Genomic DNA, 22,641 nt, shown 5'->3' with positions numbered 1-22,641 from the left:
GATCATCGCCAGGCTGCTGAATGAACATGCCGCTCGATGCCCTGTCCGAGTGATCACTGACCGGTCGTCTCTCTCGGAGCGCTATACTCCCCGGCTAAATTTTGAATTCGACTAACTACAAGGACTCGCCCATGAAAGCGTTCGGCAAAATCCTGGGTCTGGTACTTCTCGGGCTGTTGCTGATCATTGTGGCGCTGGGCTTTGCCCTGACCCACCTCTTCGATCCCAACGACTACAAAGACGAGATTCGCCAGATTGCCCGCGACAAGGCCCACATCGAGCTGACGCTCAATGGCGATATCGGCTGGAGCCTGTTCCCATGGCTGGGCCTGGAACTGCACGACGCCGGTGTCGCGACCCTGGCCAAGCCCACCGAGCCGTTTGCCGACCTGCAGATGCTTGGCCTGTCGGTCCGCGTACTGCCGCTGCTGCGCCGCGAAGTGCAGATGAGCGACGTGCGCGTTGAAGGCCTCAACCTGCGCCTGACCCGCGACAAGGATGGTCACGGCAATTGGGAAGACATCGGCAAAGTGGCGAACCCGACGACCCCGGACTCCCCGCCGGCAACCCCTGGCGAAGCTGAGCCGCAAACCACCGCCCAGGCAGAAAAACCGGCTCAGCCGATTCGCCTGGACATCGACAGCCTGACCGTCAACAACGCCCGCATCGAATACAACGACGAAAAAACCGGCAAACAATTCAGCGCCGAAAGCATCCAGCTGAGTACCGGCCCGGTGCATGACTCCACCAACATTCCGGTCAAGCTCACCGCATTTCTCGGTACCAACCAGCCAGTTCTGCGGGTGCGCACCGAACTCAACGGCGAGCTGCGTTTCGAGCGTGCCTTGCAGCGCTACAAACTCGAAGACATGAAACTGTCCGGTGAGGTCGCTGGTGATCCACTGCAAGGCAAGACCATGACCTTCGCCGCCCAGGGCCAGTTGCTGCTGGACCGGGCCGCCAACGTTGCCGAGTGGACCGGCATCAAGATCTCCGCCAATCAGCTGCGTGCACTGGGAGAGTTGAAAGTCAACGATCTCGACAAGACCCCGCAGGTCAGTGGCGGCCTGTCGATCGCCCAGTTCGACCTGGCAAAATTTATCGACAGCATCGGCCAGAAACTCCCCGCCATGGCCGAAGGCAGCCTGAGCAAAGTGGAGCTGGCAACCCGTCTCGCGGGCACGCCTTCCAGCCTCACGCTTGACGACATCAACCTCAAACTCGACGACAGCACCTTCAGCGGCCGCATCGCTGTCGAGGACTTCGCCAAGCAATCGTTGCGCGCCACCCTCAAGGCCGACACCTTCAACGTCGACCGCTACCTGGCGCCGAAGTCGGCCGAAGCCAACAGCGCCAAACAAGTGCGTCAGGCCGAAGTCGCCAGCACCGAAGCCGATGCCATGGCGGGCGCCGGCAGCACACCGCTGCCGCAATCGCCGACCAAAGAGGCCTGGAGCAGCGAGCGCCTGCTGCCAGTGGAACGCCTGAGCAAACTGGATGTGGACGCCGACCTGACCTTCAGCCAGTTGACCCTGGAAAAACTGCCGATCCGCAACGCGGTGCTCAAGGCCAACGGCCAGGGTGGCCTGCTGACACTGGCGAGCCTGCGCGGTGACTTGTACGAAGGTAACTTCGACGCCAAGGGCACCCTCGATGTGCGCCAGCAGGCGCCTGTGCTGAACATGCAGACGCAGATCAGCCGCGTACCGGTGGAAAAAATCCTCGAAAGCCAGGGTAAAGAACCACCGGTCAAAGGTCTGGTCACGCTCAACAGCACCCTGACCGGCACCGGCAACAGCCAGAAAGCGCTGATCGAAACCCTCAACGGCAACGCCAGTTTCGTCATCAACAACGGCGTATTGCTCAATGCCAACCTCGAGCAGCAACTGTGCAAAGGCATCGCCACGCTCAATCGCAAAACCCTCAGCGGCGAGCCACGGGGCAAGGACACACCGTTCCAGGAGCTCAAGGGCAACCTCAATTTCCGTAACGGCGTGGCCAGCAACCCGGACCTGAAAGTGCGCATCCCGGGCATGACCGTCAACGGTGACGGCGATGTCGATCTGCGAGTGCTGGGTATGGATTACCGCGTAGGCATCGTTGTCGAAGGCGACACCAGCGCCATGCCGGACCCGGCCTGTCAGGTGGGCGAGAAATTCGTCGGTATCGAGTGGCCGCTGCGTTGCCGTGGCCCGCTGGAGCTGGGCGCCAAGGCTTGCCGACTCGACAACGAACGCATGGGCCAGGTCGCGAGCAAACTGGCGGGCGAACGCATCAGTGAAAAAATCGACGAGAAGCTGGGCGACAAAGTCAGCCCGGAACTCAAAGACGCGCTCAAGGGGCTGTTCAAGCGATGAGAGCCGAGCAGTTTTCAACGGCGGTGCTGGACTGGTTCGACCGCCATGGCCGGCATGATTTGCCCTGGCAACAGGACATCAACCCGTATCGGGTGTGGGTCTCGGAAATCATGCTGCAGCAGACTCAGGTCAGCACTGTGCTCAATTACTTCGACCGGTTCATGGCTTCGCTGCCGACGGTCGAAGCCTTGGCCGCTGCGCCGGAAGACGAAGTGCTGCACCTGTGGACCGGCCTGGGTTACTACACCCGCGCGCGCAATCTGCAGAAGACCGCGAAGATCGTCGTCGAGCAGTACGGCGGCGAATTCCCCCGGGATGTGGAAAAGCTCACGGACCTGCCGGGCATCGGCCTGTCAACCGCCGGTGCGATCGCCAGCATCAGCATGGGCCTGCGCGCGCCGATTCTCGACGGCAACGTCAAACGCGTGCTGGCGCGCTTTACCGCGCAAGAGGGCTACCCCGGCGAGCCGAAGGTCGCCAGACAGCTCTGGGCGAACGCTGAGCGCTTTACGCCCCATGATCGGGTCAACGCCTACACCCAGGCGATGATGGACCTGGGCGCGACGCTCTGCACCCGCAGCAAACCCAGCTGCCTGCTGTGTCCGCTGGAGAAAGGTTGCGAAGCGCACATGCTCGGCCTGGAAACACGCTACCCGATTCCCAAGCCGCGCAAAGCCATCCCGCAGAAACGCACGCTGATGCCGATGCTCGCCAACGGCGAAGGTGCGATCCTGCTTTACCGTCGCCCTTCCACGGGCTTGTGGGGCGGTTTATGGAGCCTGCCGGAACTCGACGACCTCGATGATCTGCAACACCTGGCTTCGCAACACTCGCTGGAGCTGGGCACACAGCAATCGCTGCCGAGCCTGGTGCACACTTTCAGCCATTTCCAATTGTCCATCGAACCCTGGCTGGTCCAGGTCCAGAAAGCCGGCCATCACGTGGCCGAGGCCGACTGGCTCTGGTATAACCTCGCCACCCCGCCGCGCCTGGGCCTTGCCGCTCCGGTCAAAACCTTGCTCGAACGCGCGGCCGCCGTATTGAACGCAGGAGAGTCGTCATGACCCGCACCATCATGTGCCGCAAGTACAAAGAAGAACTCGAAGGCCTGGAACGTGCACCGTTCCCGGGCGCCAAAGGCCAGGACATTTTTGACCACGTCTCGGCCAAGGCCTGGGCTGACTGGCAAAAACACCAGACCCTGCTGATCAACGAAAAACGCCTGAACATGATGAACGCCGAAGATCGCAAATATCTTCAGGGCGAGATGGACAAGTTCTTTTCCGGCGAGGAATACGCCAAGGCCGAAGGCTACGTGCCGCCGTCGGAGTAACCCGCTAAATCGGGGGTTGGATCGTAAGCGACGGTAATAATTAAAATTTTTTTGAAAACTTGCTTGACGACCCCCTGAAAAACCAGTTTAATGCGCCCCGTTGCCCAGATAGCTCAGTCGGTAGAGCAGGGGATTGAAAATCCCCGTGTCGGCGGTTCGATTCCGTCTCTGGGCACCAAATACCGAAAACCCTGAATCGCAATATTCAGGGTTTTTTTATGCCTGCGATTTGATGAAGCAGGTGACAACCTCGGTCAATTGGCAGGTTTTGTATCAGTCTTGGTTTGAGTACGAAACGTACTACGAGAATCACTCCTCGGATCTGACTTGATATACGTCCGGTCCTGCGAGAAAAACCGGTATTTCTTGCCGGCTTCTCAGCGTCGGCCGGCATCGCTGGCCCAGGCCTTTTGCGATTCTCTTCTGCGTGTTCAACGCGACGCGGAAGACTTCATGAGCGCTCTCAAACCCGGCGACACCCCAGACCCACCACTCGCTTCACTACTTGGCAATCTTGGCGCATTGATCCGCCAGGCACGTCAAAAAGTGTTGCGTGCGGTCGACACCATTCAAGTGCAAACCTGCTGGCAGATCGGTCGGCATATTGTCGAGTTCGAGCAGGGAGGGGCTCGGCGGGCGGGTTATGGCAAACGCTTGCTGGCTACGCTAGCCAAGGTCCTGACTGAAGACTTCGGGAAAGGTTTTGACGAGCGCAATCTGCGCTACATGCGGGATTTTTATCAAACTTTTCCAATTTGGAACGCAGTGCGTTCCGAATTGAGCTGGACCCACTACCGCCGTCTGCTTCGGGTCGACAACGACAGTGCTCGTCTCTGGTACATGAACGAATCAGCCACCCAAAACTGGTCAAGCCGCGCGCTGGAACGCCAGATCAACACGCTCTACTACGAGCGCCTGCTGGCAAGCCGCGACCGCGGCAGCGTCAAGCAGGAGGCCGCTACCAACATTCAGAACATGAAAGCCAGCCCTCGGGATTTCATCCGCGATCCGGTGGTGCTGGAGTTTCTTGGCTTGCCCAACGCGTACTGCCGAGCGAGGAAGAGTTGCGCGCGGAACTGGATCGAGAGCGGGCAGCTCTGGAAGAGCGGCTCGATCAAAAACCGTGATGATATCCGGGTGGATTGTTCATCGGCTGCGTGAAGACTATCGTTGGCAACTACCCGCAAAGGTCTGGCGCCGATGAGTTTGCAGGAAACACCACCACTTGCTCCCACTCAAATCGAGCTTCCGTTAACGAGTGATGCGCTTGGCAAGCCCTTCAGGCAACCCGCTGCCGATGGCTTCATCCTTGGTGGATTCGCCTGGCGGCATGCGGCTGCGGACTCCACTCGCCCGGTCGTCATCATCAATGCCGCGACCTCGGTCCGCTGCCGACACTACTCGCGTTTCGCCGATTACCTGTTCGCTCACGGCTTCGATGTCATTACCTATGATTACCGAGGGATCGGCGAATCACGTCCGGCGTCGATCAAAGGGTTACAAGCCTCGTGGACCGACTGGGGCGCCCTGGATTTCGAGGCGATGCTCCAGCGTGCGCAGCGGGAGTTTCCCGGTCAGCCGATTGATGTGGTCGGCCACAGCTTTGGCGGCTGTGCAGCGGGCCTGGGAGCCTCCGGACAACTCATCCGGCGCCTGGTGACGGTCGGCGCGCAATTCGCTTACTGGCGCGACTACGCGCCCGCCCATCGCTGGCGCATGTTTGGCAAGTGGCACGTGGTGATGCCTTTGGCGACAAAGATCTGTGGTTACTTTCCCGGCAAACGCCTTGGCTGGCTGGAAGACACGCCCGCCGGTGTGGTCCGCGACTGGAGTACGCCCACCGCCCGCTACGAAACGCGTCCCAGCGGTCGGATAATCAACGGTCACCTGCCCTTCGCCACCGTGACCGCGAATACCCTGGCGATCAGCATCAGCGACGATCCCTACGGCACTATTGCGGCCATCGAACGCCTGCTCGCCTACTTCACCGGCAGCATCAGGACACACCTGCGCATCACGCCCGAAGACATCGGCGAAACAGAAGTTGGACATTTCGCCTTTTTTCGCAGCGCATACCAAGCCACACTATGGCCCATTGCATTGTCCTGGCTGCAAGACGGCGAGCTGCCCCCCGACACACCCGGGCGGACAGTACCGCGCAGCCACCCCAATTAACGCATAACGGAACAACATCCATGGCCTCCGCCAACAAGCAGCAAAAACGCGCCTCCCGCGCCAAGGCCAAGGCCAAGCAGAACCGCACCCAACGCGCTGCCGCGCCGGTCGAACTCGACCCCAATGATGACCGCATCGACTTCGAGTCGGTCGACCTGACCGAACTGTTCAAGAAAATGATCGACGCCGAGAAAACCAGCCAGCAAGCCATGTGCACGGCTTTCCTCGAGGACCCGTTGCTGGAACTGGTCTACGAACAGGAAGGCGAAGAAGGTGCGATGGATTTCATCCTGGCGGCGCTGATCGAATATCGCCAATGGTCCACTGAAACCGACGAAGCCGGCGCCTTGGCGTGGATCGAATCAGCGGCCTTTCAGGCTGACTACGTAGCAGCGTCCGACGCTATCGCCGCGCAAACCCAACAGAAACCGAACTGAGCTCCCATGGCCTCCCTGAACAAGCAACAGAAACGCGCCAAGCGTGCAAAAGCCAAAGCTAAACAAATCAATATCCACGGCCGCAAACCCGCCGCGCTGGATGATGACCTGGGCGAAATCGGCGAGCCGATTCCGGAATACACCCTGGCGATGTTCAGCAAAATGCGTGACGCGGAAGCCGTCAGCCGCAGCGAAATGCTCTCGGTCCTGCTGACCAACCTCGCCTTCATCATCGTCGACCATCCAGAACTGCTGGACATGGAAAACGCCGATGACGAAGGCATGGCCGCCACCCATCTGGCCGCCGACATGCTGATCGATTACCGCATGTGGGCCGACGGCATGGACCGCGAGACCGCCCAGGCATGGCTGAGCGAGCCGCAGTTCATTGCTGACTTCGGCGCCGCACTGGATGCCTACCGCGAGTCGCAGGAAGCACCGGCAGAAAAAACCGAGTAAGGGTTACGACTCAAATAAAAACGGCCGCTTGTCATCCCTGACAGCGGCCGTTTTTTGTTGCGCGAAAAACCTGACTATCCGGAAACCATCCACCACCCTACATGTATATCCCATTGACATATCCATAAAAAAATCTACGCTTTGGATTCACCCCACCAGCATTGGCGCAGGAGGCAAAAATGGAACAGACCACCCTTTTCATGAGTAATCGAAGCCAGGCCGTTCGCCTTCCCAAAGCCGTAGCAATGCCAAGCGACGTAAAACGAGTCAACGTAGTTGCCATCGGCCGAGCCCGCATCATTACCCCCGCCGATGAGACATGGGATAGCTGGTTCGACGGGGATAGCGTATGTACGGATTTTATGGCTGATCGTGAGCAACCCACCGATCAGGAGCGTGAGTCGTTTTGATGATCAAATTCATGCTCGATACCAACATCTGCATTTTCACCATCAAGAACAAACCGCAAATTGTAAGAGAAGCCTTTAACCGCCATGACGGGCAGTTGTGCATCAGTGCTGTGACCCTCATGGAGTTGATCTACGGTGCCGAAAAGTCAGCAGCACCAGAAAAAAACCTTTCCGTGATCGAAGGCTTTGCGGCGCGCCTTGAAGTTTTGCCTTTCGACAATGATGCCGCCGCGCATACCGGAATGATTCGATCCGAGCTGGCGAAGGCTGGAACCCCCATCGGCCCCTACGACCAAATGATTGCCGGGCACGCGCGCTCACGCGGGTTCATCGTAGTAACGAATAACCTGCGAGAATTTGAGCGGGTTCCAGGCTTACGTGTAGAAGACTGGGTACACCCCGGTTGAACCGAACGAAGACACAAACAAAAACGACCGCTTGTCATCCCTGACAGCGGCCGTTTTACGTCACGCAGTACGAATCAGCTCAGTACCACCGCACCAGCTTTCTGCTGCTTGCGACGGCGAGCCACCAGCAAACCGGAAGCAACCACCAGAACACTGAGCAGGCCGGTCGCGAGGATTTCCACGCGGTGGGCGTCCTGGAACAGCATGATGGTCAGGGCCGCGACGATGAAGACGATCACCGCATAGGTCAGGCCCGGGAACAGCCACATGCTGAAGACGATCTTCTCACCGCGAGCCATGCGCTGCTTGCGCATGCGCAGTTGCGAGATCGCGATCACCAGGTACACCAGCAGTGCAATGGCGCCGGAGCTGGCCAGCAGGAATTCGAACACCGCCGCCGGGGCTACATAGTTGGCGAATGTGGCCAGGAATGCCGCGCCCGTGGACAGCATCACCGCCCAGTAAGGCGTGCCACTTTTGTTGGTGCGCGTGGAAACGGCTGGCGCATCGCCGCGCTTGCCCAGGGAGAACAACATACGCGACGACGTGTAGAGCGCCGAGTTCAGGCAACTGGTCACGGCGACCAGGACCACGATGTCGACGATCATTTTGGCGTTCGGGATGCCCATGCGCTCAAGAACGGTCTGATAGGAACCGACGCTGGCCAGAATCGGATCGTTCCATGGCACCAGGGCCACAACGATGAAGATCGATACGAGGTAGAACAAGCCGATCCGCCAGATCACCGAATTGGTGGCCTTGGAGATTTGCTTGCCAGGGTCTTTCGATTCCGCGGCCGCGATGGTCACGATTTCGGTACCCATGAAGGAGAACATGGTGGTCAGAATGGCACCCAACACCGCGCCCATGCCGTTTGGCAGGAACCCCTGGGTGTCGAACAGATGGGAAACGCCGCTGACTTGGCTGCCTGGCAGGAAACCGAAGATCGCCATGACGCCCAGAACAATGAAACCGATGATCGCCATGACCTTGATCAGGGCGAACCAGAATTCGAATTCACCGTAGTTCTTCACGCTGAACAGGTTGGTCACGGTCAGCAACATAGTGATGACCAGGGCGAAGGCCCAGATATCGACGCCCGGGAACCAGGCATGCAGGATGGTTGCGGCAGCGTTGGCTTCCAACGGGATGACCAGCACCCAGAACCACCAGTACAGCCAGCCGATGGTGAAACCGGCCCAGTGACCGATCGCGCGGTCGGCGTAGGTCGAAAAAGAACCCGTGTCCGGCGAGGCAACAGCCATTTCACCGAGCATGCGCATCACCAGCACCACCAGCATGCCGGCGGCGGCGTAGGCCAGCAGCACGGCCGGGCCTGCAGCAGCGATCGCGTGACCCGAGCCAACGAACAGGCCGGCGCCGATAACACCGGCGATCGACAGCATGGTCACATGACGCGGTTTAAGCCCCTGTTCGAGGCCGTTAGAGCTTTGGGTACTGCTCATTGAAACTACCTTTGTAAGGAAAGCGAATGCGTGCAACCCGTGAAGCCTCTGTCTTGTAAAAAGAAACAAACGGGGTGTTCCGGAATCTGCACGCAATAAGTGCGCCAAAATGTTTCAAAACCCCTGGTTACGGGGCTCTGATCCTGACCGGACAGTCATCGCAAGTCATTGAGATTAATGGCAATTTGCCAGAACGTTACCCTGCGACCCACTTCAACGGCGATTCAAGGCACCCGAAACACACCCCGAAAACGCTCTGCGCACAATAAAAGTGCGTTTGGCCGGTTAGCGCTTCCCACCCCCCGCCAAAGCTGGCAACATCGCGCCCTTTTTGCGAAAGCCGCTGTGCTTTTTGCTTGTAATCCAGGTTCAAACGCCTGTTCGGTTGTTGATGGGGCGACAGTCTGCTGTGCCGATGCGACAACCTGCCACACGCCAACCGTTTACTGCCCGCAGTGCTGTTGGCTGCCTTTGAAACGCTATGCTAGCTTGGCCGCCTTGCCAGGAAGGCAACCAACAGCAGGAGCGAATACACAATGAGGAACGCACATGGCTGAGGCCACGCCCGCGCTTGAAATCCGTAACTTGCACAAACGCTACGGCTCGCTGGAGGTGCTCAAGGGCATTTCGCTGACCGCCCGCGACGGCGATGTGATCTCGATCCTGGGTTCTTCCGGCTCCGGCAAGTCCACGTTCCTGCGCTGCATCAACCTGCTGGAAAACCCGCATCAGGGACAAATCCTGGTGGCCGGCGAAGAACTCAAGCTCAAGGCCGCGAAGAACGGCGAACTGGTTGCCGCCGACAGCAAGCAGATCAACCGCCTGCGCAGCGAGATTGGTTTTGTGTTTCAAAACTTTAATCTGTGGCCGCACATGAGCGTGCTCGACAACATCATCGAAGCCCCGCGTCGCGTACTCGGCCAGAGCAAGGCCGAAGCCATCGAAGTCGCCGAAGCCCTGCTGGCCAAGGTCGGCATCGCTGACAAGCGCCATGCCTACCCGGCGCAATTGTCCGGCGGCCAGCAGCAACGCGCGGCCATCGCCCGCACCCTGGCCATGCAGCCCAAGGTCATCCTGTTCGACGAACCGACCTCCGCGCTTGACCCGGAAATGGTCCAGGAAGTACTTAATGTCATCCGCGCACTGGCCGAAGAAGGCCGCACCATGTTGCTCGTGACCCACGAAATGGGCTTCGCCCGTCAGGTCTCCAGCGAAGTGGTGTTCCTCCACCAGGGCCTGGTAGAAGAGCAAGGATCGCCACAGCAGGTGTTTGAAAACCCGCTTTCGGCGCGCTGCAAACAATTCATGTCCAGCAACCGCTAACGGAGCTACCCACATGCAGAACTACAAAAAGGTCTTCCTGGCTGCCGCCGTCACCCTGGCGTTCAGCGCCGGTGCCATGGCCGAAACCCTGAAGATGGGCATCGAAGCCGCTTACCCGCCGTTCAATAACAAAGATGCCAGTGGCAACGTCGTCGGCTTCGACAAAGAGATCGGCGACGCCCTGTGCGCCAAGATGAAAGTCGAGTGCACCGTCGTCACCTCCGACTGGGACGGCATCATCCCGGCCTTGAACGCCAAGAAGTTCGACTTCCTGATCTCCTCGATGTCGATCACCGACGAGCGCAAGCAAGCGGTGGACTTCACCGACCCGTACTACTCCAACAAGCTGCAATTCATCGCGCCGAAAAGCGTCGACTTCAAAACCGACAAGGCTGCGCTGAAGGGCAAAGTGATCGGCGCACAGCGCGCGACCCTGGCCGGCACGTTCCTCGAAGACACTTATGGTGACGACATCACCATCAAGCTCTACGACACCCAGGAAAACGCCTACCTCGACCTGACTTCCGGTCGTCTGGACGGCATCCTCGCTGACAAATACGTCAACTACGAGTGGCTGAAAAGCGACGCCGGCAAATCCTATGAGTTCAAGGGTGACCCGGTAGAAGAAAGCGACAAGATCGGTATCGCCGTGCGTAAAAACGATCCAATCCGCGAGAAGCTCAACGTCGCGCTGAAAGAAATCGTTGCTGACGGCACTTACAAGAAGATCAACGACAAGTACTTCCCGTTCAGCATCTATTGATTCTGACCTGCCGGACCGACGCCGCCTTCTGACGGCGTCGGTCCCCGGCATTGCCTGCCGCGATTTGAAAAGAAATCCATGATTATCGACCTCTACGGATTCGGCCCGGCGCTCGCCGCTGGCGCGCTGATGACAGTGAAACTGGCTCTCTCGGCCCTGTGCCTGGGGCTGGTGCTCGGTCTGCTCGGCGCCTTGGCCAAGACTTCCCCGTACAAGCCGCTGCAATGGCTTGGCGGCACTTATTCGACCCTGGTTCGCGGTATCCCGGAATTGCTCTGGGTGCTGTTGATCTACTTCGGCACGGTCAATTTGATGCGTGCCCTGGGCGAGTTCTTCGGCAACCCCGACCTTGAACTCAACGCCTTCGCCGCTGGCGTGATCGCACTGGGCCTGTGCTTCGGCGCTTATGCCACGGAAGTGTTTCGTGGCGCGATCCTCGCCATTCCCAAGGGCCATCGTGAGGCCGGCGTAGCGTTGGGCCTGTCGAAATGGCGGATCTTCACCAAGTTGATCATGCCGCAGATGTGGCGCATCGCCCTGCCCGGCCTGGGCAACCTGTTCATGATCCTGATGAAAGACACCGCGCTGGTATCGGTGATCGGCCTGGAAGAAATCATGCGCCACGCGCAGATCGGCGTGACCGTCTCCAAACAACCGTTCACCTTCTATATGGTCGCCGCCTTCATGTACCTGGGCCTGACGGTTCTGGCGATGACCGGCATGCATTTCCTGGAAAAACGCGCCGCTCGCGGCTTCGCGAGGAGCACCCAATGAACTGGGAAGTCATCATCAAATGGCTGCCAAAACTGGCCCAGGGCGCGACCCTGACGCTTGAACTGGTGGCCATCGCAGTGATTGCCGGCCTGCTGCTCGCAATCCCGCTGGGCATCGCCCGTTCTTCGCGCTTGTGGTGGGTGCGGGCGTTTCCCTACGGCTACATCTTCTTTTTCCGCGGTACGCCGTTGCTGGTTCAACTGTTCCTGGTCTACTACGGCCTGGCGCAGTTCGACGCAATCCGCAGCAGCTCAATGTGGCCTTACCTGCGCGATCCTTTCTGGTGCGCCACGGCGACCATGACCCTGCACACCGCAGCCTACATCGCCGAGATCCTGCGCGGCGCGATCCAGGCGATTCCACCGGGCGAGATCGAAGCCGCGCGGGCGCTGGGCATGTCCAAGACCAAGGCCCTGATCTACATCATCCTGCCACGCGCCGCGCGCATCGGCCTGCCGGCCTACAGCAACGAAGTGATCCTGATGCTCAAGGCCAGCGCCTTGGCGAGCACCGTGACCTTGCTGGAACTGACCGGCATGGCTCGCACCATCATTGCCCGGACCTACCTGCCGGTGGAGATCTTCTTCGCCGCCGGCATGTTCTATCTGGTAATGGCTTACGTGCTGGTGCGAGGCTTCAAGCTGCTAGAGCGCTGGCTGCGCGTCGATGCCTGCCAAGGCCGTTGATTCCCATGTACTGACGGGCGAGGCACTGCTCGCCCGCTTCATGGCGCTGGATTCGTTTCTGACAGAACATCAGGCGCTATGGAAACCTCGACCGTTCACACATCTTCAGCTCCCGTGGGAAACGTCCCACCCGGCACTGGCCGCCTGGCTACGTGGGCGGTCACTGGAAGATGCGGAACATGCGCACAACCAACCCGCTCTACTGAACGCACCAGAGCCTTTTGCATCATTGGCAAAACTGTCCGTTGCATTGGCTGACGTGGATGAATTGCCCGCCCATGCACTGGCCAAGGCGGGCCATCGACTGAATGTCGACGTGCCGGGCCGCAAGTGGCAACAGATCGAAGCCTTCGCCAGCCGCCTGCAATTTGCCGATGCTCCCGGGCACTGGCTGGATTGGTGCGCGGGCAAAGGGCATCTGGGTCGCCGCTTGTTGCAAACCGGCCAACAGCTGACCTGCGTGGAATATGACCCGGCGCTGGTTGCCAGCGGCCAGGCCCTCAGCCAACGCCATCAACTGCATGCGCTGCATATTGAACAGGACGTGCTCGCTGCCACCGCAGCCCCGTTGCTAAAGGCTTCCCACACGCCGGTCGCCCTGCACGCCTGCGGCGATTTGCATGTGCAACTCATGCGCCTGGCCAGTGCGGCAGGCTGCAAGCAACTCGCCATCGCGCCTTGCTGCTACAACCGGATCAGCCAGGCTAACTACGCGCCAATGTCCGCTGCCGCCCAAGGGTCCGGCCTGCAGCTGTCGCTCGATGATTTGGCGCTGCCCATGAGCGAAACCGTCACCGCCGGCGCTCGCGTGCGACGTCAGCGCGACACGTCCATGGCCCGGCGCCTGGGATTCGACCTGCTGCAGCGGGACCTGCGAGGCATTGACGACTATCTGCCGACTCCGTCGTTGCCCAGTGCCTGGCTGGACAAATCTTTCGCCGATTACTGCCATCATTTGGCCGGACTCAAAGACTTATCCACAATCGCTGCGCAAGACTGGTCGGCACGCGAAAAAGCTGGCTGGCGACGACTGGCGCACGTGCGCAACCTGGAGCTGGTACGCGGACTTTTCCGACGTCCATTGGAACTGTGGCTGGTCCTCGATCGCGCCCTCTTCCTCATGGAGCAGGGATACGCCGTTCGCCTCGGAACCTTTTGTGAAAGCCCACTGACCCCGCGTAATTTACTGCTGCTGGCCGAACGCTCTTAACAAGCGCCAGTCTGTGGATAACTCTGTTGATTAAATTATCGTGGATCCAATATTTACAGCTGTTTCAGGCGTGAAACCAAACTGTTCAATTTTCGTACAGGCGGATAAAAAACCCGAAAAACAGGGATTTGCGCACAAATGAGAACGGATCCACAAAACCTCAGCAAATCCCGTGCATCTGAAATCCCGTTGTGCATAAGCATTCAATCAAAAGGACATAACCGCCAAAATCGAGGCAGTGTGGGCAGCCTATGCACAGGCCGTCAGCACTTGAATGGATGAGCGAAGCTGGCGGCATCGATAGGCACCTTGATAGCAACCAGCTACTATCGGCGGCTTCACTGATAAAAGATTCAGCAGGGGCCACGTTTTGAATCTCGACACCTTGATAGAGCACTGGCAGTCGGAAGTCTCCAACAAGAAAAAACGCGGCAGCCGCACAGGCCTGATCAGCAACATCCTCAAGCGGACTCGCAAGAACAATACCCTGCGCTACTTGTTCATGTTCCGGCTGGCCCAGTACTTCTACTCCGGAAACAGCTTTGCGCGCCGCTACGCCAAACGCCTGGAACGAAAACTCAACCTCAAGTACGGCGTAGACATCAGCATCGATGCCCAGATCGGCCCGGGCTTTCGCATCGGTCATTTGCCCGGCGTAGTGATCACCGGCAACGTCAAAATCGGCCGCAATTTTTTCATTCGGCAAAACACCACCATCGGCATCAAGACCTTGGGCCTTGACCGTTATGAGCTGGTAATTGGCGACAATGTCAGCGTCGGCGCCAACAGCTGCATCATCGCCGACACCCTGACGATCGGCGACAACGTCACTATCGGCGCCATGTCATTCGTCAACAAAGACATCCCGCCGGGAACGACGTTTTACAACGCGCGATGAGAACCAACGAGCGCCAGAATTGCGCACCAGAGGCTCGCGCAAAAATAGTCAGAATTCAGGGGTTTACAGAACCTGCCCAATCGCTATAATCGTCGCCCTGACACGCCGGTATAGCTCAGATGGTAGAGCAACTGACTTGTAATCAGTAGGTCCCGGGTTCGATTCCTGGTGCCGGCACCATACAAGGTTCCAGAGAAGGCTTTCAAAATCTCTGGAACCCCCGAAAAACCCGCCTTCTGGCGGGTTTTTTCGTTTTTGGGGGGTGTCAGAGGTAAGTAATCGATAAAGGGGTCGTTCCCTTATGTCGCACCACCGATCCAGTCTCCGATTCGGCTTGCCGCTCAGCCAAGCCCACCGACCGCGCCTACAGCTTTTCGATGGCAACAGTCTAAAAATCCCGCAAAGCAACATGCGCGAGGCAAAGCGTTCTCGGCACCGTGTGCATCCTCTTCGCTTTCCTCAAGTAGCCATTGCCTAGCTGCATCCGGCACCTGACGTAAGTAATGCCTGCATATTGCGGGCGAAAATAAATCTGTCCCCTTTTTCGCAGTCCCCTTTTTCGTCTAAAAACAAACGACAACACTATATAAAAACAACTCGCATGCTCGAGACACCACTATATTAAATAGTTATCGACCGCCCAGCCGCAGCTTCATAACAGCTAAATTCTCATATTCCACTTCTTTACGTAAAAATGTGCCACTCACAGAAACTGCGAAACATATTTTATTCCCTTGACGAGTTAACCTAACACGTTACTATTTAAACCCTATATAGCCACACCTAATCGCTAGCCACCTCATTACCCCCACAAAGAAGTGTGAGTAGCGGACTATCCGGGGCTATTTTGGAAAAAAACTGTGGGGGTTGAAATTTGCCAAGCCTCATGCGAATCAAAGGTAAGCATACACCTTGATCTAAAATGGTTATGTCTTTCAAGCCGATAGCCGTTACTAGATCGCGCCCAGCTGTGTATAGGTCAAAATCAAGTTTGGAAATACAGATCTCTTTTCCATACTTTGTCCATATTTCCTCTGGAGGCATACTCTTTACAAAGTCTACCTGTGCGGACATATCTATCCTACCCACCGGTAGAGTTGTATATACCCATAGTCGGGACCCAGGTGGCAAACTGATGGGCTTAACTCTAAGCTCAACACTCTTTTTGCCTCGCATAATGTTATCCACATGCCTCGGCTTGATGGAAACCAGCGCCTCAATCATTATAGGCTTCCCCAATTAATACCTTCAGCTTATCCACGCCTATTCGTTCAGGGGAGACTAAGTTAGCATTACTTATTAGACCCAACTCTTTCGCCCTTGAAAATGATACGCGCCGATCAAATTCAATAAAGTTATCAAACGTGAAGACATGAACACGCCCTGCCCCATCAGAAATATCAAGCAGCTCTTTTTTTGACAAAACCCCCTGCCGATCAAACTTAACGGCGGCCTCGTCAATATCTATGACATCTGAAAATGTAATTCGTGCGAAACCTATGATTTCCTGAATGCTTTTTATGCCCGAAACGTAAAAAGCAATAACCCCACCCCGTATAAAAATAGACTCTCTAACTGGTGACCTAAAATACGCTTTCTCAAGTAAAAATATTTGCTGATGACTAGACAGCAGAGACAGTTGGTTCTTTACGTTACCTATCAACCCGTTAGCGAATTTTTCACGGATAGGCACTATGATACAATCCCTATCGGAGCTCAAGATAAACTTAGGCCCAATAGCAGTCTCGAAATCGAACCAAGAAAATACTTGAGACTCATTAAATGCATCAGAGATAAATATGCCGGTATTTTGAAGTTCCTTCTTTGAAGGGAGCTTTTCTGGAATACTGAACTCGCAAAAAGTTTTGACAGCTCGAGCGAAGTCCGACCAGTTTTTACGGTCTAAAAATTCGCTACTCATAATTTTTACAAAATGATCTGCGGATTTGAAAAATCCTTTCTTAGCAAGGGTTTCCGCAGTGATATCCTGATCTTTCCCAATATATAAATCCAAGCGATGCGAGAACGAGCACTTATACCTCAAAGCCATTTCTAGAAAGTGGTCAATTGCTGCGATTGCTTGAGGACGGCTCTCATCGATATACAGCACGGCTAATGCATGCCCTGAAGATTTAACCGGTTTCTGGAAATAATATATGCCGAATAACTCCCCATCCAGCCGGGCCTCATATACATTCGCCCCCTCTTTAGTAGGCGAGGCCGAATCAAGACTTTCACTCACTAGCTCTGGCACTGAAAAAGAGCTTAAAAAAGCGCTTAACTCATCAGTCATAGTAGAAGAAGAGAACGAGAAATCAGAATTCAGCGGCTTATCAGACTTTGAGAATCCATTATCCGTGATAAGCTCATCAGGCGAAAGTATAGAACATCCATACTTATATTTAATATCATTGCAAGACCTTAGAAGTGCTTTCTCGCGAGTTATGAAACCATCTATTTTGGCAGATATGCAATAAGCTAAATGCCGTAAATCAGACTCATCATTCTGAGCTGACTTTCTACTTGCTGTTCTAGACGGAAAAATATCTCTTCTCAATGATTCAGCTATTTCTTGAACATCAGTATTTGCCATTAGTTCAGGAAATGCTCCAGCCATTCTCAAAACTGGATCATCCGAAAAGTGTGACGATTGCCGTTCAAGCTCCGCTTTGAACTCTGGAGTTATGCAAATCGAAAATCCTCCTTGGAATCCAACCTGCATGATTTTCACTATCTGCTCATAGCCTGGCCTTGCCTTGGAAACATCCAAGAGAAGATTAAGATCCAAGGCATAAATCCGTTTTTTAAGTACAGGTCCTGTTGGTCTAACGCCTACTCGTTCGTTGCCTAATGAGCCGAACAAGTCATTATCATTTACAACGAATCCACGGACATTAATAATCCGCTTAGTCGTTTCTCCGCCCTTGACCTGCTTATAAACCTGAAACCCTAACTTGCTCCAAAACTCGTTCGCTGGCAAATCAGAAGCTACCCTAGCCACAATGGAATGGTAGCCGTGCTCTTTCGCAAAATCTTTCAACGAACTTATTAAGCGTGAACCAATTCTATGCCCTTTTACAGAACGGCAGGAGTAAATTTGAAAAATTTTAATACTCGGCATAGTGCCGCCAAACATCAGATACCCTTTTAGCTCTCTAGCCTCATTAACTATTACCCACAACTGTCCTTTTGACGCCATTTGATCATATGCTGACGAAGCCAAAAAGCCAAATGCGCCCTTATTATTATCGGCGATATTTGAAACTTGATTTATGTACAAAGAAACATGATCAAAACTTTTTAATATTGTGTATTCCATTACGAGTCAAACTCTTACTGAAAGGACAAGTTATTAGTAGCGTATAATAGCACGAATCAGCTGAGCGCTCACCTGCCCTTAACAAAAGCGGCGGACCGTTAAAACATCGAATAAAAAATACTAATCCGCATGTCGCACCATAGTAAAAAGCGAAACTCGGCCACAGCCATAACTTTATCTATTTAAGACGAGGTAATGGTCGGTACTTACAGACAATTAAACGAGGGTAGAGAATGAGATAATCCGTCTAACCACTAGAAATATTTTTCATAAATTCAATATGTTAGCTACTTGTTCGACTCCTGGTGCCGCACCATATCCAAAGCCCCCGCAACGCGGGGCTTTGTCGTTTCTGGGACTTTTCATCCCACCTCGTTCATAAGAGCCTGTTCAATCCAACACTCAACAAACTCACCCTCCCCACCCGTATCAAAAACCCAAGCTCAAAACCTCAACCTGAACACCGTTCGCCAAATATTCTTGAGCAACGATCGGCGGTGTTTTTTCCAATTGCCTTCCCACCATTCGTCCTCGTTAGTGGCAACCGTTTGGATGTCGCTGCCGGTTTGCGTTGCTGCGTGCTGACGGAAGAGCATCGGAAACACACAGTGTTGTTTGATCTGGTGCTTGAACAAGACATCGACCGGCGTTCCGCAATAAGGTGCCTGCGCCAATATCCGGCAGCCTTCGCGCGAGATGATGTAGGCGTGAAGCGCCACCACTTCTCCCCGGGCGATGAACGGAAACCAGGTCAGCCAGGTGCGTCCCATGCTGTAACCCAGATGCAGTGCCTGAAAATCATTGTGGCGAATAAACCGGTTCACCCATCGCACTTGTGTAGCGCGAAGCGTGTAGGGTTTTGCATCGTCTTCAAAGACCAGCATTCTCTGCCAACCTTCAGCCAGCGCCATGGCGGCGAGTGCTTGATGCGATTCATAGCAGCCCCGGACGGGGTCATCACAACGCTGCGCGATGTAGAACTCAACGGGGTTGGAAAGGTGTCGCGTGACGGTTTGCCGAAAGAGTTCGCGTCGATCCTTGCGCTCATCCAAAGAGATGCAGAACACGCGGTCGACGTCGAAAGCGACCCTTGGCAGCTTGGGCGGCATTCCCCTGCGAATGTGAACGCGATGCAATTGATATCCTTCAATGACTTCTCCGTGGCCCCGCGCCATGGAAAAGCCTCAATGATCTACAAGAGATCACCACGTTGTATGTCAGACACTTCCTTAAATAACCCTGATCTCGTAATTGATCATCACAACCACGCCCTTTATTGCCACCAAACAAAAGCCCTCGTAGCAATACGAGGGCTTGTTGTTCCTGCGGTTTGCAGAAGCGGATCTTAGTGACCGGCGCTCTGCCCGCCATCAACGTGCAGGATTTCGCCAGTGACAAACTTGGCGTTGTCCAGGTACACGACGGCTTGCGAGATGTCATCGATTTCGCCCATGTGCCCGACCGGGTGCAGAGCGCCCAGTGCGGCGTGGGTTTCTTCGCCGTGCATCGGGGTTTTGATGATGCCAGGCGATACCGCGTTCACCCGAATTCCACGCTTGGCGTATTCGATGGCCAGGGATTTGGTCGCCGAGTTCAGGCCGCCTTTGGTCAACGATGCCAGGACCGATGGCACACCGTCGATGGCATGGTCCACCAGGCTGGTGGTGATGTTGACGATGTGGCCGCTACCCTGTTTTTCCATCTCGTTGATGGCCAGTTGGGTGATGTAGAAGAAGCCGCTGAGGTTCACCGACAGCACGTTGGCGTAGTCTTCGGCGGTGTACGCGGTGAATGGCTTGGCAACGAAGATGCCGGCGTTGTTGACCAGGGTATCGACGCGGCCGAAACGGGCGATCGCTTCACGGATCACGCGCTGGGCGGTTTCCGGTTCGCCGATGTCGCCGGCCACGGTGAGAATGTCCGGATCGGTGGAAGGCTTGATCGACCGCGAGGTGGCGACGATCTGGTAACCGAGTTCGCGGAAAGCCTTGACCATGCCATCGCCCAGGCCTTGGGATGCACCGGTGATGACAACAACTTTTTTCGAATTGCTCATGATAAATACCTCTAACAAAAGTGGGGTTTGAAATGGGGTGAATCAGGCTTCGGCAGGGGCCTGGGCCATTTGTCTCAACATCTGTTCGTAGTACTCGACCGATTGCGAACCAGACACCAGGTGACGACCGTTGAGCACCATGGCCGGGACCGAATTGATGCCGTGCTGTTGGTAAAACGCCTCCAGTTCACGCACCTCTTCGGCAAACACACCCGACGCCAACACCTCGCGCGCACGGGCCTCGTCCAGCCCGGCTTCTCCTGCCAGCCGCACCAGCGTCGGCTGATCGCTCGGGTTCTGGCCTTCGCTGAAGTAAGCGCGGAGCAGGATCTTCTTCAGCGCCACCTGACGCCCTTCCTCCTGCGCCCAATACAGCAACCGGTGAGCGTCGAAGGTGTTGTAGAAGTGGGTGCGCTTCTCCAGGTCGAACTTGAAGCCGATGGCATTGCCGCGTTCGATCTGCATCGCTTTGCCATTGGCGACATCCTGGGCGGTACGTCCGTATTTGCGCATCAAGTGCTCGACCGCTTTCTCGCCTTCGGCGGGCATGGTCGGGTTCAGTTCGAAAGGCTTGTAGGTCAGCTCAACCGACACCTCACCCGCGACGTTCGCGATCGCCTGCTCCAGTGCCGTCGCCCCCAGTGCACACCATGGGCACACCACGTCGGAGACGAAATCGACGGTGACCGACGGCGTCATGACTGCCCCTCTTGCGCCAGTTGCTTGCGGTATTGAGTGGTGGTGATCCCGGCATAACCCCAGTTATCGGTGTCGACTTCCTCGATCACGATGTGGGTCAGGTCAGGGCGTTTGTTGAGCACGCGCTCCAGTGTTTCAGTGATCTCGGCGATCACCTGAGCTTTCTGCTCAGTGGTAACGCCATCGCGGGTGATGCGTACGCTTACGAAAGGCATGAGGGAAACTCCAGTGACCTTCCCGTCGGGATGATGGGAGAGGCGTTGGAGCTCAATGTATGGCGTTAGCTGGAGGGGATAAAGATGGGGATGGGAACATCATTAGTTACATGGAGTAATGAAATGGAGCAAAAGAGGGGGACGGCAAAAACACCTTTATTCATCAAGCGCGCACAAAAAACCCCGAACCCGTCGCAGTGCTGTTCAATTAAGGACGAACAGCATTACGAACCCGTCGGGGTTTTTATCAAGCGTGAACGCTCAACCCATCATCAAAAAATATTGATCGGGTAATCCACAAACACACGCACTTCGTTACCGCTGACGTTGTACTCGCTCGACTTCTGCGACACGCGCAGGATCGAGCTACGCAGCTTGATGCTCAGGTCTTTGGCCGGGCCGGTTTGGACGACGTATTTGAACTGGTTGAAGATTTCGCGCTCGGTGCCGCCTTCGCTGGTGGAGGTGGTGATGTTGTCACCGCGTACGTAGGCAAAGTTGTAGCTCAGGCCTGGAACACCGAAGGTGCTGAAGTCCAGACCGTAGCCCAGTTGCCAGCTGCGTTCGTCTTCGGCGTTGAAGTCGGACCAGTAGGAGTTGGCCAGGTAGATGGTGTTGCCACCGTCGCCGACGCGGTGTTGGTCTTTCTGGTAACCGCCATAGGCGTAACCCAGGTTGCTGTCGCCGGTGCTGCGCTGATGCGCGAGCGTGAACGAGTGAGGGCCGGTGGCGAAGGTGGCTGCCAGGCTCCAGATCTTGTTGTCGTCACCGGTGACGATGCTTTCGCCGGGGATGGTGTTTTCGCGCACGTACTCGCTGTCGAGCTTGGTGCGGTAGCCGTTGAAGTCCAGGGTCAGGGATTGATCCTTGGCCAGCGGGAACACGTAGTTGGCGTTCACGTATTGCTTCTTCAGCACGTCTTCAACGTCCGACGCGTACAGGGAAGCCTTGAACTGTTCGGTGAACTGATAGCTGCCGCCCAACACGTTGATCGACTTCAAACCACCGCTGTCACGGCCTTCCGCGCTTTTACGCGATTCGGCGGTGAAGCGACCGGCGTTCAGTTCCAGGCCCTTGATCTCCTTGGAGGTGATCAGGGTGCCGGTGTAGCTTTCCGGCAGCAGACGCACGTTGTCGTAGCTCAACACCGGCAGGGCCGGCATCTGGTCGCCGTAGGTCAGGGTTGTGCTGGATAGACGGAATTTGACCGCTGCGCCGCCCTTGGACAAGTCGTCGGCAGGTTCGCCACTGGAGCCACGCTTGAAGAAGTCGATGCCTTGGGCACCGCTGCGGCCTTCATTGCGCTCCAGATTGAGTGCGTACAGACCGAACGCATCCACGCCCACACCGACGGTGCCTTGGGTGAAACCGGACGAGAACGTACCGATGGCCGCTTGGCCCCACTCGGATTTGTCGTCGTTACCGTTCTTGTAGTCACGGTTCATGTAGGCGTTGCGCAACAGCACTTTAAGGCTGCTGTCTTCAACAAATCCCTTGGATTCGGCCTGGTCGTTAGCCATGGCCTGTGTAGCGCTCAAAATCCCCAGAGCGATCAGGCTGATTCGCATGTTCAACATTTTGTTTTCCTTATTACGGGTTGAAACGCGCTGTGTCGTACGGCTGAAACGGCACTATTGCGCTCTTTTTTCATTCC

Annotated in this window: 22 protein-coding genes, 2 tRNA genes and 1 pseudogene; 17 read left to right on the top strand and 8 right to left on the bottom strand. The window is 56.1% G+C overall.

Going from position 1 to position 22,641, the window contains the following annotated elements; all coding sequences use genetic code 11:
* The first annotated feature begins 131 nt into the window (after nucleotides 1-131).
* From M5G20_RS06960 to vapC, 10 genes and pseudogenes are all read left to right on the top strand, one after another.
* A complete protein-coding gene (locus tag M5G20_RS06960; RefSeq protein WP_273918512.1) occupies nucleotides 132-2,357 on the top strand; it encodes an AsmA family protein in 2,226 nt (741 codons plus the stop codon).
* Entirely contained in the window at nucleotides 2,354-3,421 is a 1,068-nt protein-coding gene (mutY, locus tag M5G20_RS06955; RefSeq protein ID WP_273918511.1) for an A/G-specific adenine glycosylase, read from the top strand. Before M5G20_RS06960 ends, mutY begins: the two co-directional genes overlap by 4 nt.
* Nucleotides 3,418-3,690: an oxidative damage protection protein gene (locus M5G20_RS06950; protein WP_273918510.1), complete on the top strand. Its 273-nt coding sequence runs from the start codon at nucleotides 3,418-3,420 to the stop codon at nucleotides 3,688-3,690. The genes mutY and M5G20_RS06950 overlap by 4 nt, the downstream gene beginning before the upstream one ends.
* A gap of 102 nt (nucleotides 3,691-3,792) precedes the next feature.
* Nucleotides 3,793-3,868, top strand: a tRNA-Phe gene (locus M5G20_RS06945).
* 275 nt (nucleotides 3,869-4,143) lie between these two features.
* Nucleotides 4,144-4,734, top strand: a pseudogene (locus M5G20_RS06940) (DUF1016 N-terminal domain-containing protein); the annotation flags it as partial.
* A 156-nt stretch (nucleotides 4,735-4,890) separates the two neighbouring features.
* Nucleotides 4,891-5,865, top strand: a complete 975-nt coding sequence (locus tag M5G20_RS06935) for an alpha/beta hydrolase family protein (RefSeq protein ID WP_273918509.1) — start codon at nucleotides 4,891-4,893, stop codon at nucleotides 5,863-5,865.
* Between the two features lie 20 nt (nucleotides 5,866-5,885).
* Nucleotides 5,886-6,302, top strand: coding sequence for a hypothetical protein (locus M5G20_RS06930; protein ID WP_150735491.1), 417 nt, complete (start codon nucleotides 5,886-5,888; stop codon nucleotides 6,300-6,302).
* A 6-nt stretch (nucleotides 6,303-6,308) separates the two neighbouring features.
* The gene (locus M5G20_RS06925) at nucleotides 6,309-6,761 is read left to right on the top strand and encodes a hypothetical protein (protein WP_273918508.1); all 453 of its coding nucleotides are present in this window, start codon (nucleotides 6,309-6,311) and stop codon (nucleotides 6,759-6,761) included.
* A 179-nt stretch (nucleotides 6,762-6,940) separates the two neighbouring features.
* Nucleotides 6,941-7,171, top strand: a complete 231-nt coding sequence (gene vapB / locus M5G20_RS06920; protein WP_273918507.1) for a type II toxin-antitoxin system VapB family antitoxin — start codon at nucleotides 6,941-6,943, stop codon at nucleotides 7,169-7,171.
* Entirely contained in the window at nucleotides 7,171-7,578 is a 408-nt protein-coding gene (vapC, locus tag M5G20_RS06915; protein ID WP_273918506.1) for a type II toxin-antitoxin system tRNA(fMet)-specific endonuclease VapC, read from the top strand. Before vapB ends, vapC begins: the two co-directional genes overlap by 1 nt.
* Before the next feature lie 74 nt (nucleotides 7,579-7,652).
* On the opposite strand, the gene gabP is transcribed toward vapC, so the two are convergent.
* The gene (gene gabP / locus M5G20_RS06910; protein ID WP_273918505.1) at nucleotides 7,653-9,044 is read right to left on the bottom strand and encodes a GABA permease; all 1,392 of its coding nucleotides are present in this window, start codon (nucleotides 9,042-9,044) and stop codon (nucleotides 7,653-7,655) included.
* Nucleotides 9,045-9,593: 549 nt separating this feature from the next.
* Between gabP and M5G20_RS06905 the strand changes: the two genes are divergently transcribed.
* The 7 genes from M5G20_RS06905 (at nucleotide 9,594) to M5G20_RS06875 (ending at nucleotide 14,878) form a co-directional block, all read left to right on the top strand.
* Entirely contained in the window at nucleotides 9,594-10,367 is a 774-nt protein-coding gene (locus M5G20_RS06905) for an ABC transporter ATP-binding protein (RefSeq protein WP_150735486.1), read from the top strand.
* Between the two features lie 13 nt (nucleotides 10,368-10,380).
* Entirely contained in the window at nucleotides 10,381-11,130 is a 750-nt protein-coding gene (locus M5G20_RS06900; protein WP_150735485.1) for an ABC transporter substrate-binding protein, read from the top strand.
* A gap of 78 nt (nucleotides 11,131-11,208) precedes the next feature.
* Nucleotides 11,209-11,904: an ABC transporter permease gene (locus M5G20_RS06895; RefSeq protein WP_007972786.1), complete on the top strand. Its 696-nt coding sequence runs from the start codon at nucleotides 11,209-11,211 to the stop codon at nucleotides 11,902-11,904.
* Nucleotides 11,901-12,590: an ABC transporter permease gene (locus M5G20_RS06890; protein WP_273918504.1), complete on the top strand. Its 690-nt coding sequence runs from the start codon at nucleotides 11,901-11,903 to the stop codon at nucleotides 12,588-12,590. The genes M5G20_RS06895 and M5G20_RS06890 overlap by 4 nt, the downstream gene beginning before the upstream one ends.
* Nucleotides 12,571-13,800: a methyltransferase gene (locus tag M5G20_RS06885; RefSeq protein ID WP_273918503.1), complete on the top strand. Its 1,230-nt coding sequence runs from the start codon at nucleotides 12,571-12,573 to the stop codon at nucleotides 13,798-13,800. The genes M5G20_RS06890 and M5G20_RS06885 overlap by 20 nt, the downstream gene beginning before the upstream one ends.
* Before the next feature lie 370 nt (nucleotides 13,801-14,170).
* A complete protein-coding gene (locus M5G20_RS06880) occupies nucleotides 14,171-14,698 on the top strand; it encodes a serine acetyltransferase (RefSeq protein WP_150735482.1) in 528 nt (175 codons plus the stop codon).
* A gap of 104 nt (nucleotides 14,699-14,802) precedes the next feature.
* Nucleotides 14,803-14,878 (top strand) — tRNA-Thr (locus M5G20_RS06875).
* Nucleotides 14,879-15,481: 603 nt separating this feature from the next.
* Here the strand turns inward: M5G20_RS06875 and M5G20_RS30220 are convergent.
* The 7 genes from M5G20_RS30220 to M5G20_RS06845 all read right to left on the bottom strand — a co-directional run bounded on the left by M5G20_RS30220 (nucleotide 15,482) and on the right by M5G20_RS06845 (nucleotide 22,564).
* Nucleotides 15,482-15,922 carry an ASCH domain-containing protein gene (locus M5G20_RS30220; protein ID WP_443218294.1) on the bottom strand — a complete coding sequence of 147 codons (441 nt, stop codon included), beginning with the start codon at nucleotides 15,920-15,922 and terminating at the stop codon, nucleotides 15,482-15,484.
* Entirely contained in the window at nucleotides 15,915-18,017 is a 2,103-nt protein-coding gene (locus M5G20_RS06870) for a GNAT family N-acetyltransferase (protein ID WP_273918502.1), read from the bottom strand. The genes M5G20_RS30220 and M5G20_RS06870 overlap by 8 nt, the downstream gene beginning before the upstream one ends.
* A gap of 443 nt (nucleotides 18,018-18,460) precedes the next feature.
* On the bottom strand, nucleotides 18,461-19,114 hold the full coding sequence (locus M5G20_RS06865; protein WP_273918673.1) for a hypothetical protein: 654 nt from the start codon (nucleotides 19,112-19,114) through the stop codon (nucleotides 18,461-18,463).
* 248 nt (nucleotides 19,115-19,362) lie between these two features.
* The gene (locus tag M5G20_RS06860) at nucleotides 19,363-20,073 is read right to left on the bottom strand and encodes an SDR family NAD(P)-dependent oxidoreductase (protein WP_273918501.1); all 711 of its coding nucleotides are present in this window, start codon (nucleotides 20,071-20,073) and stop codon (nucleotides 19,363-19,365) included.
* A gap of 42 nt (nucleotides 20,074-20,115) precedes the next feature.
* Complete coding sequence (locus M5G20_RS06855) at nucleotides 20,116-20,772, bottom strand: DsbA family oxidoreductase (RefSeq protein ID WP_212626031.1); 657 nt, start codon at nucleotides 20,770-20,772, stop codon at nucleotides 20,116-20,118.
* Nucleotides 20,769-20,987 (bottom strand): tautomerase family protein, encoded by a 219-nt coding sequence (locus M5G20_RS06850; RefSeq protein WP_095192344.1) that lies wholly within the window; start codon nucleotides 20,985-20,987, stop codon nucleotides 20,769-20,771. The genes M5G20_RS06855 and M5G20_RS06850 overlap by 4 nt, the downstream gene beginning before the upstream one ends.
* A 272-nt stretch (nucleotides 20,988-21,259) precedes the next feature.
* Nucleotides 21,260-22,564, bottom strand: coding sequence for an OprD family porin (locus M5G20_RS06845; RefSeq protein WP_150735914.1), 1,305 nt, complete (start codon nucleotides 22,562-22,564; stop codon nucleotides 21,260-21,262).
* Nucleotides 22,565-22,641: the final 77 nt, after the last annotated feature.

This window comes from Pseudomonas sp. TNT2022 ID1044 (assembly GCF_028656895.1).
Taxonomy (GTDB): Bacteria; Pseudomonadota; Gammaproteobacteria; order Pseudomonadales; family Pseudomonadaceae; genus Aquipseudomonas; species Aquipseudomonas reinekei.
This window is presented reverse-complemented; position numbering and strand designations above follow the sequence as displayed.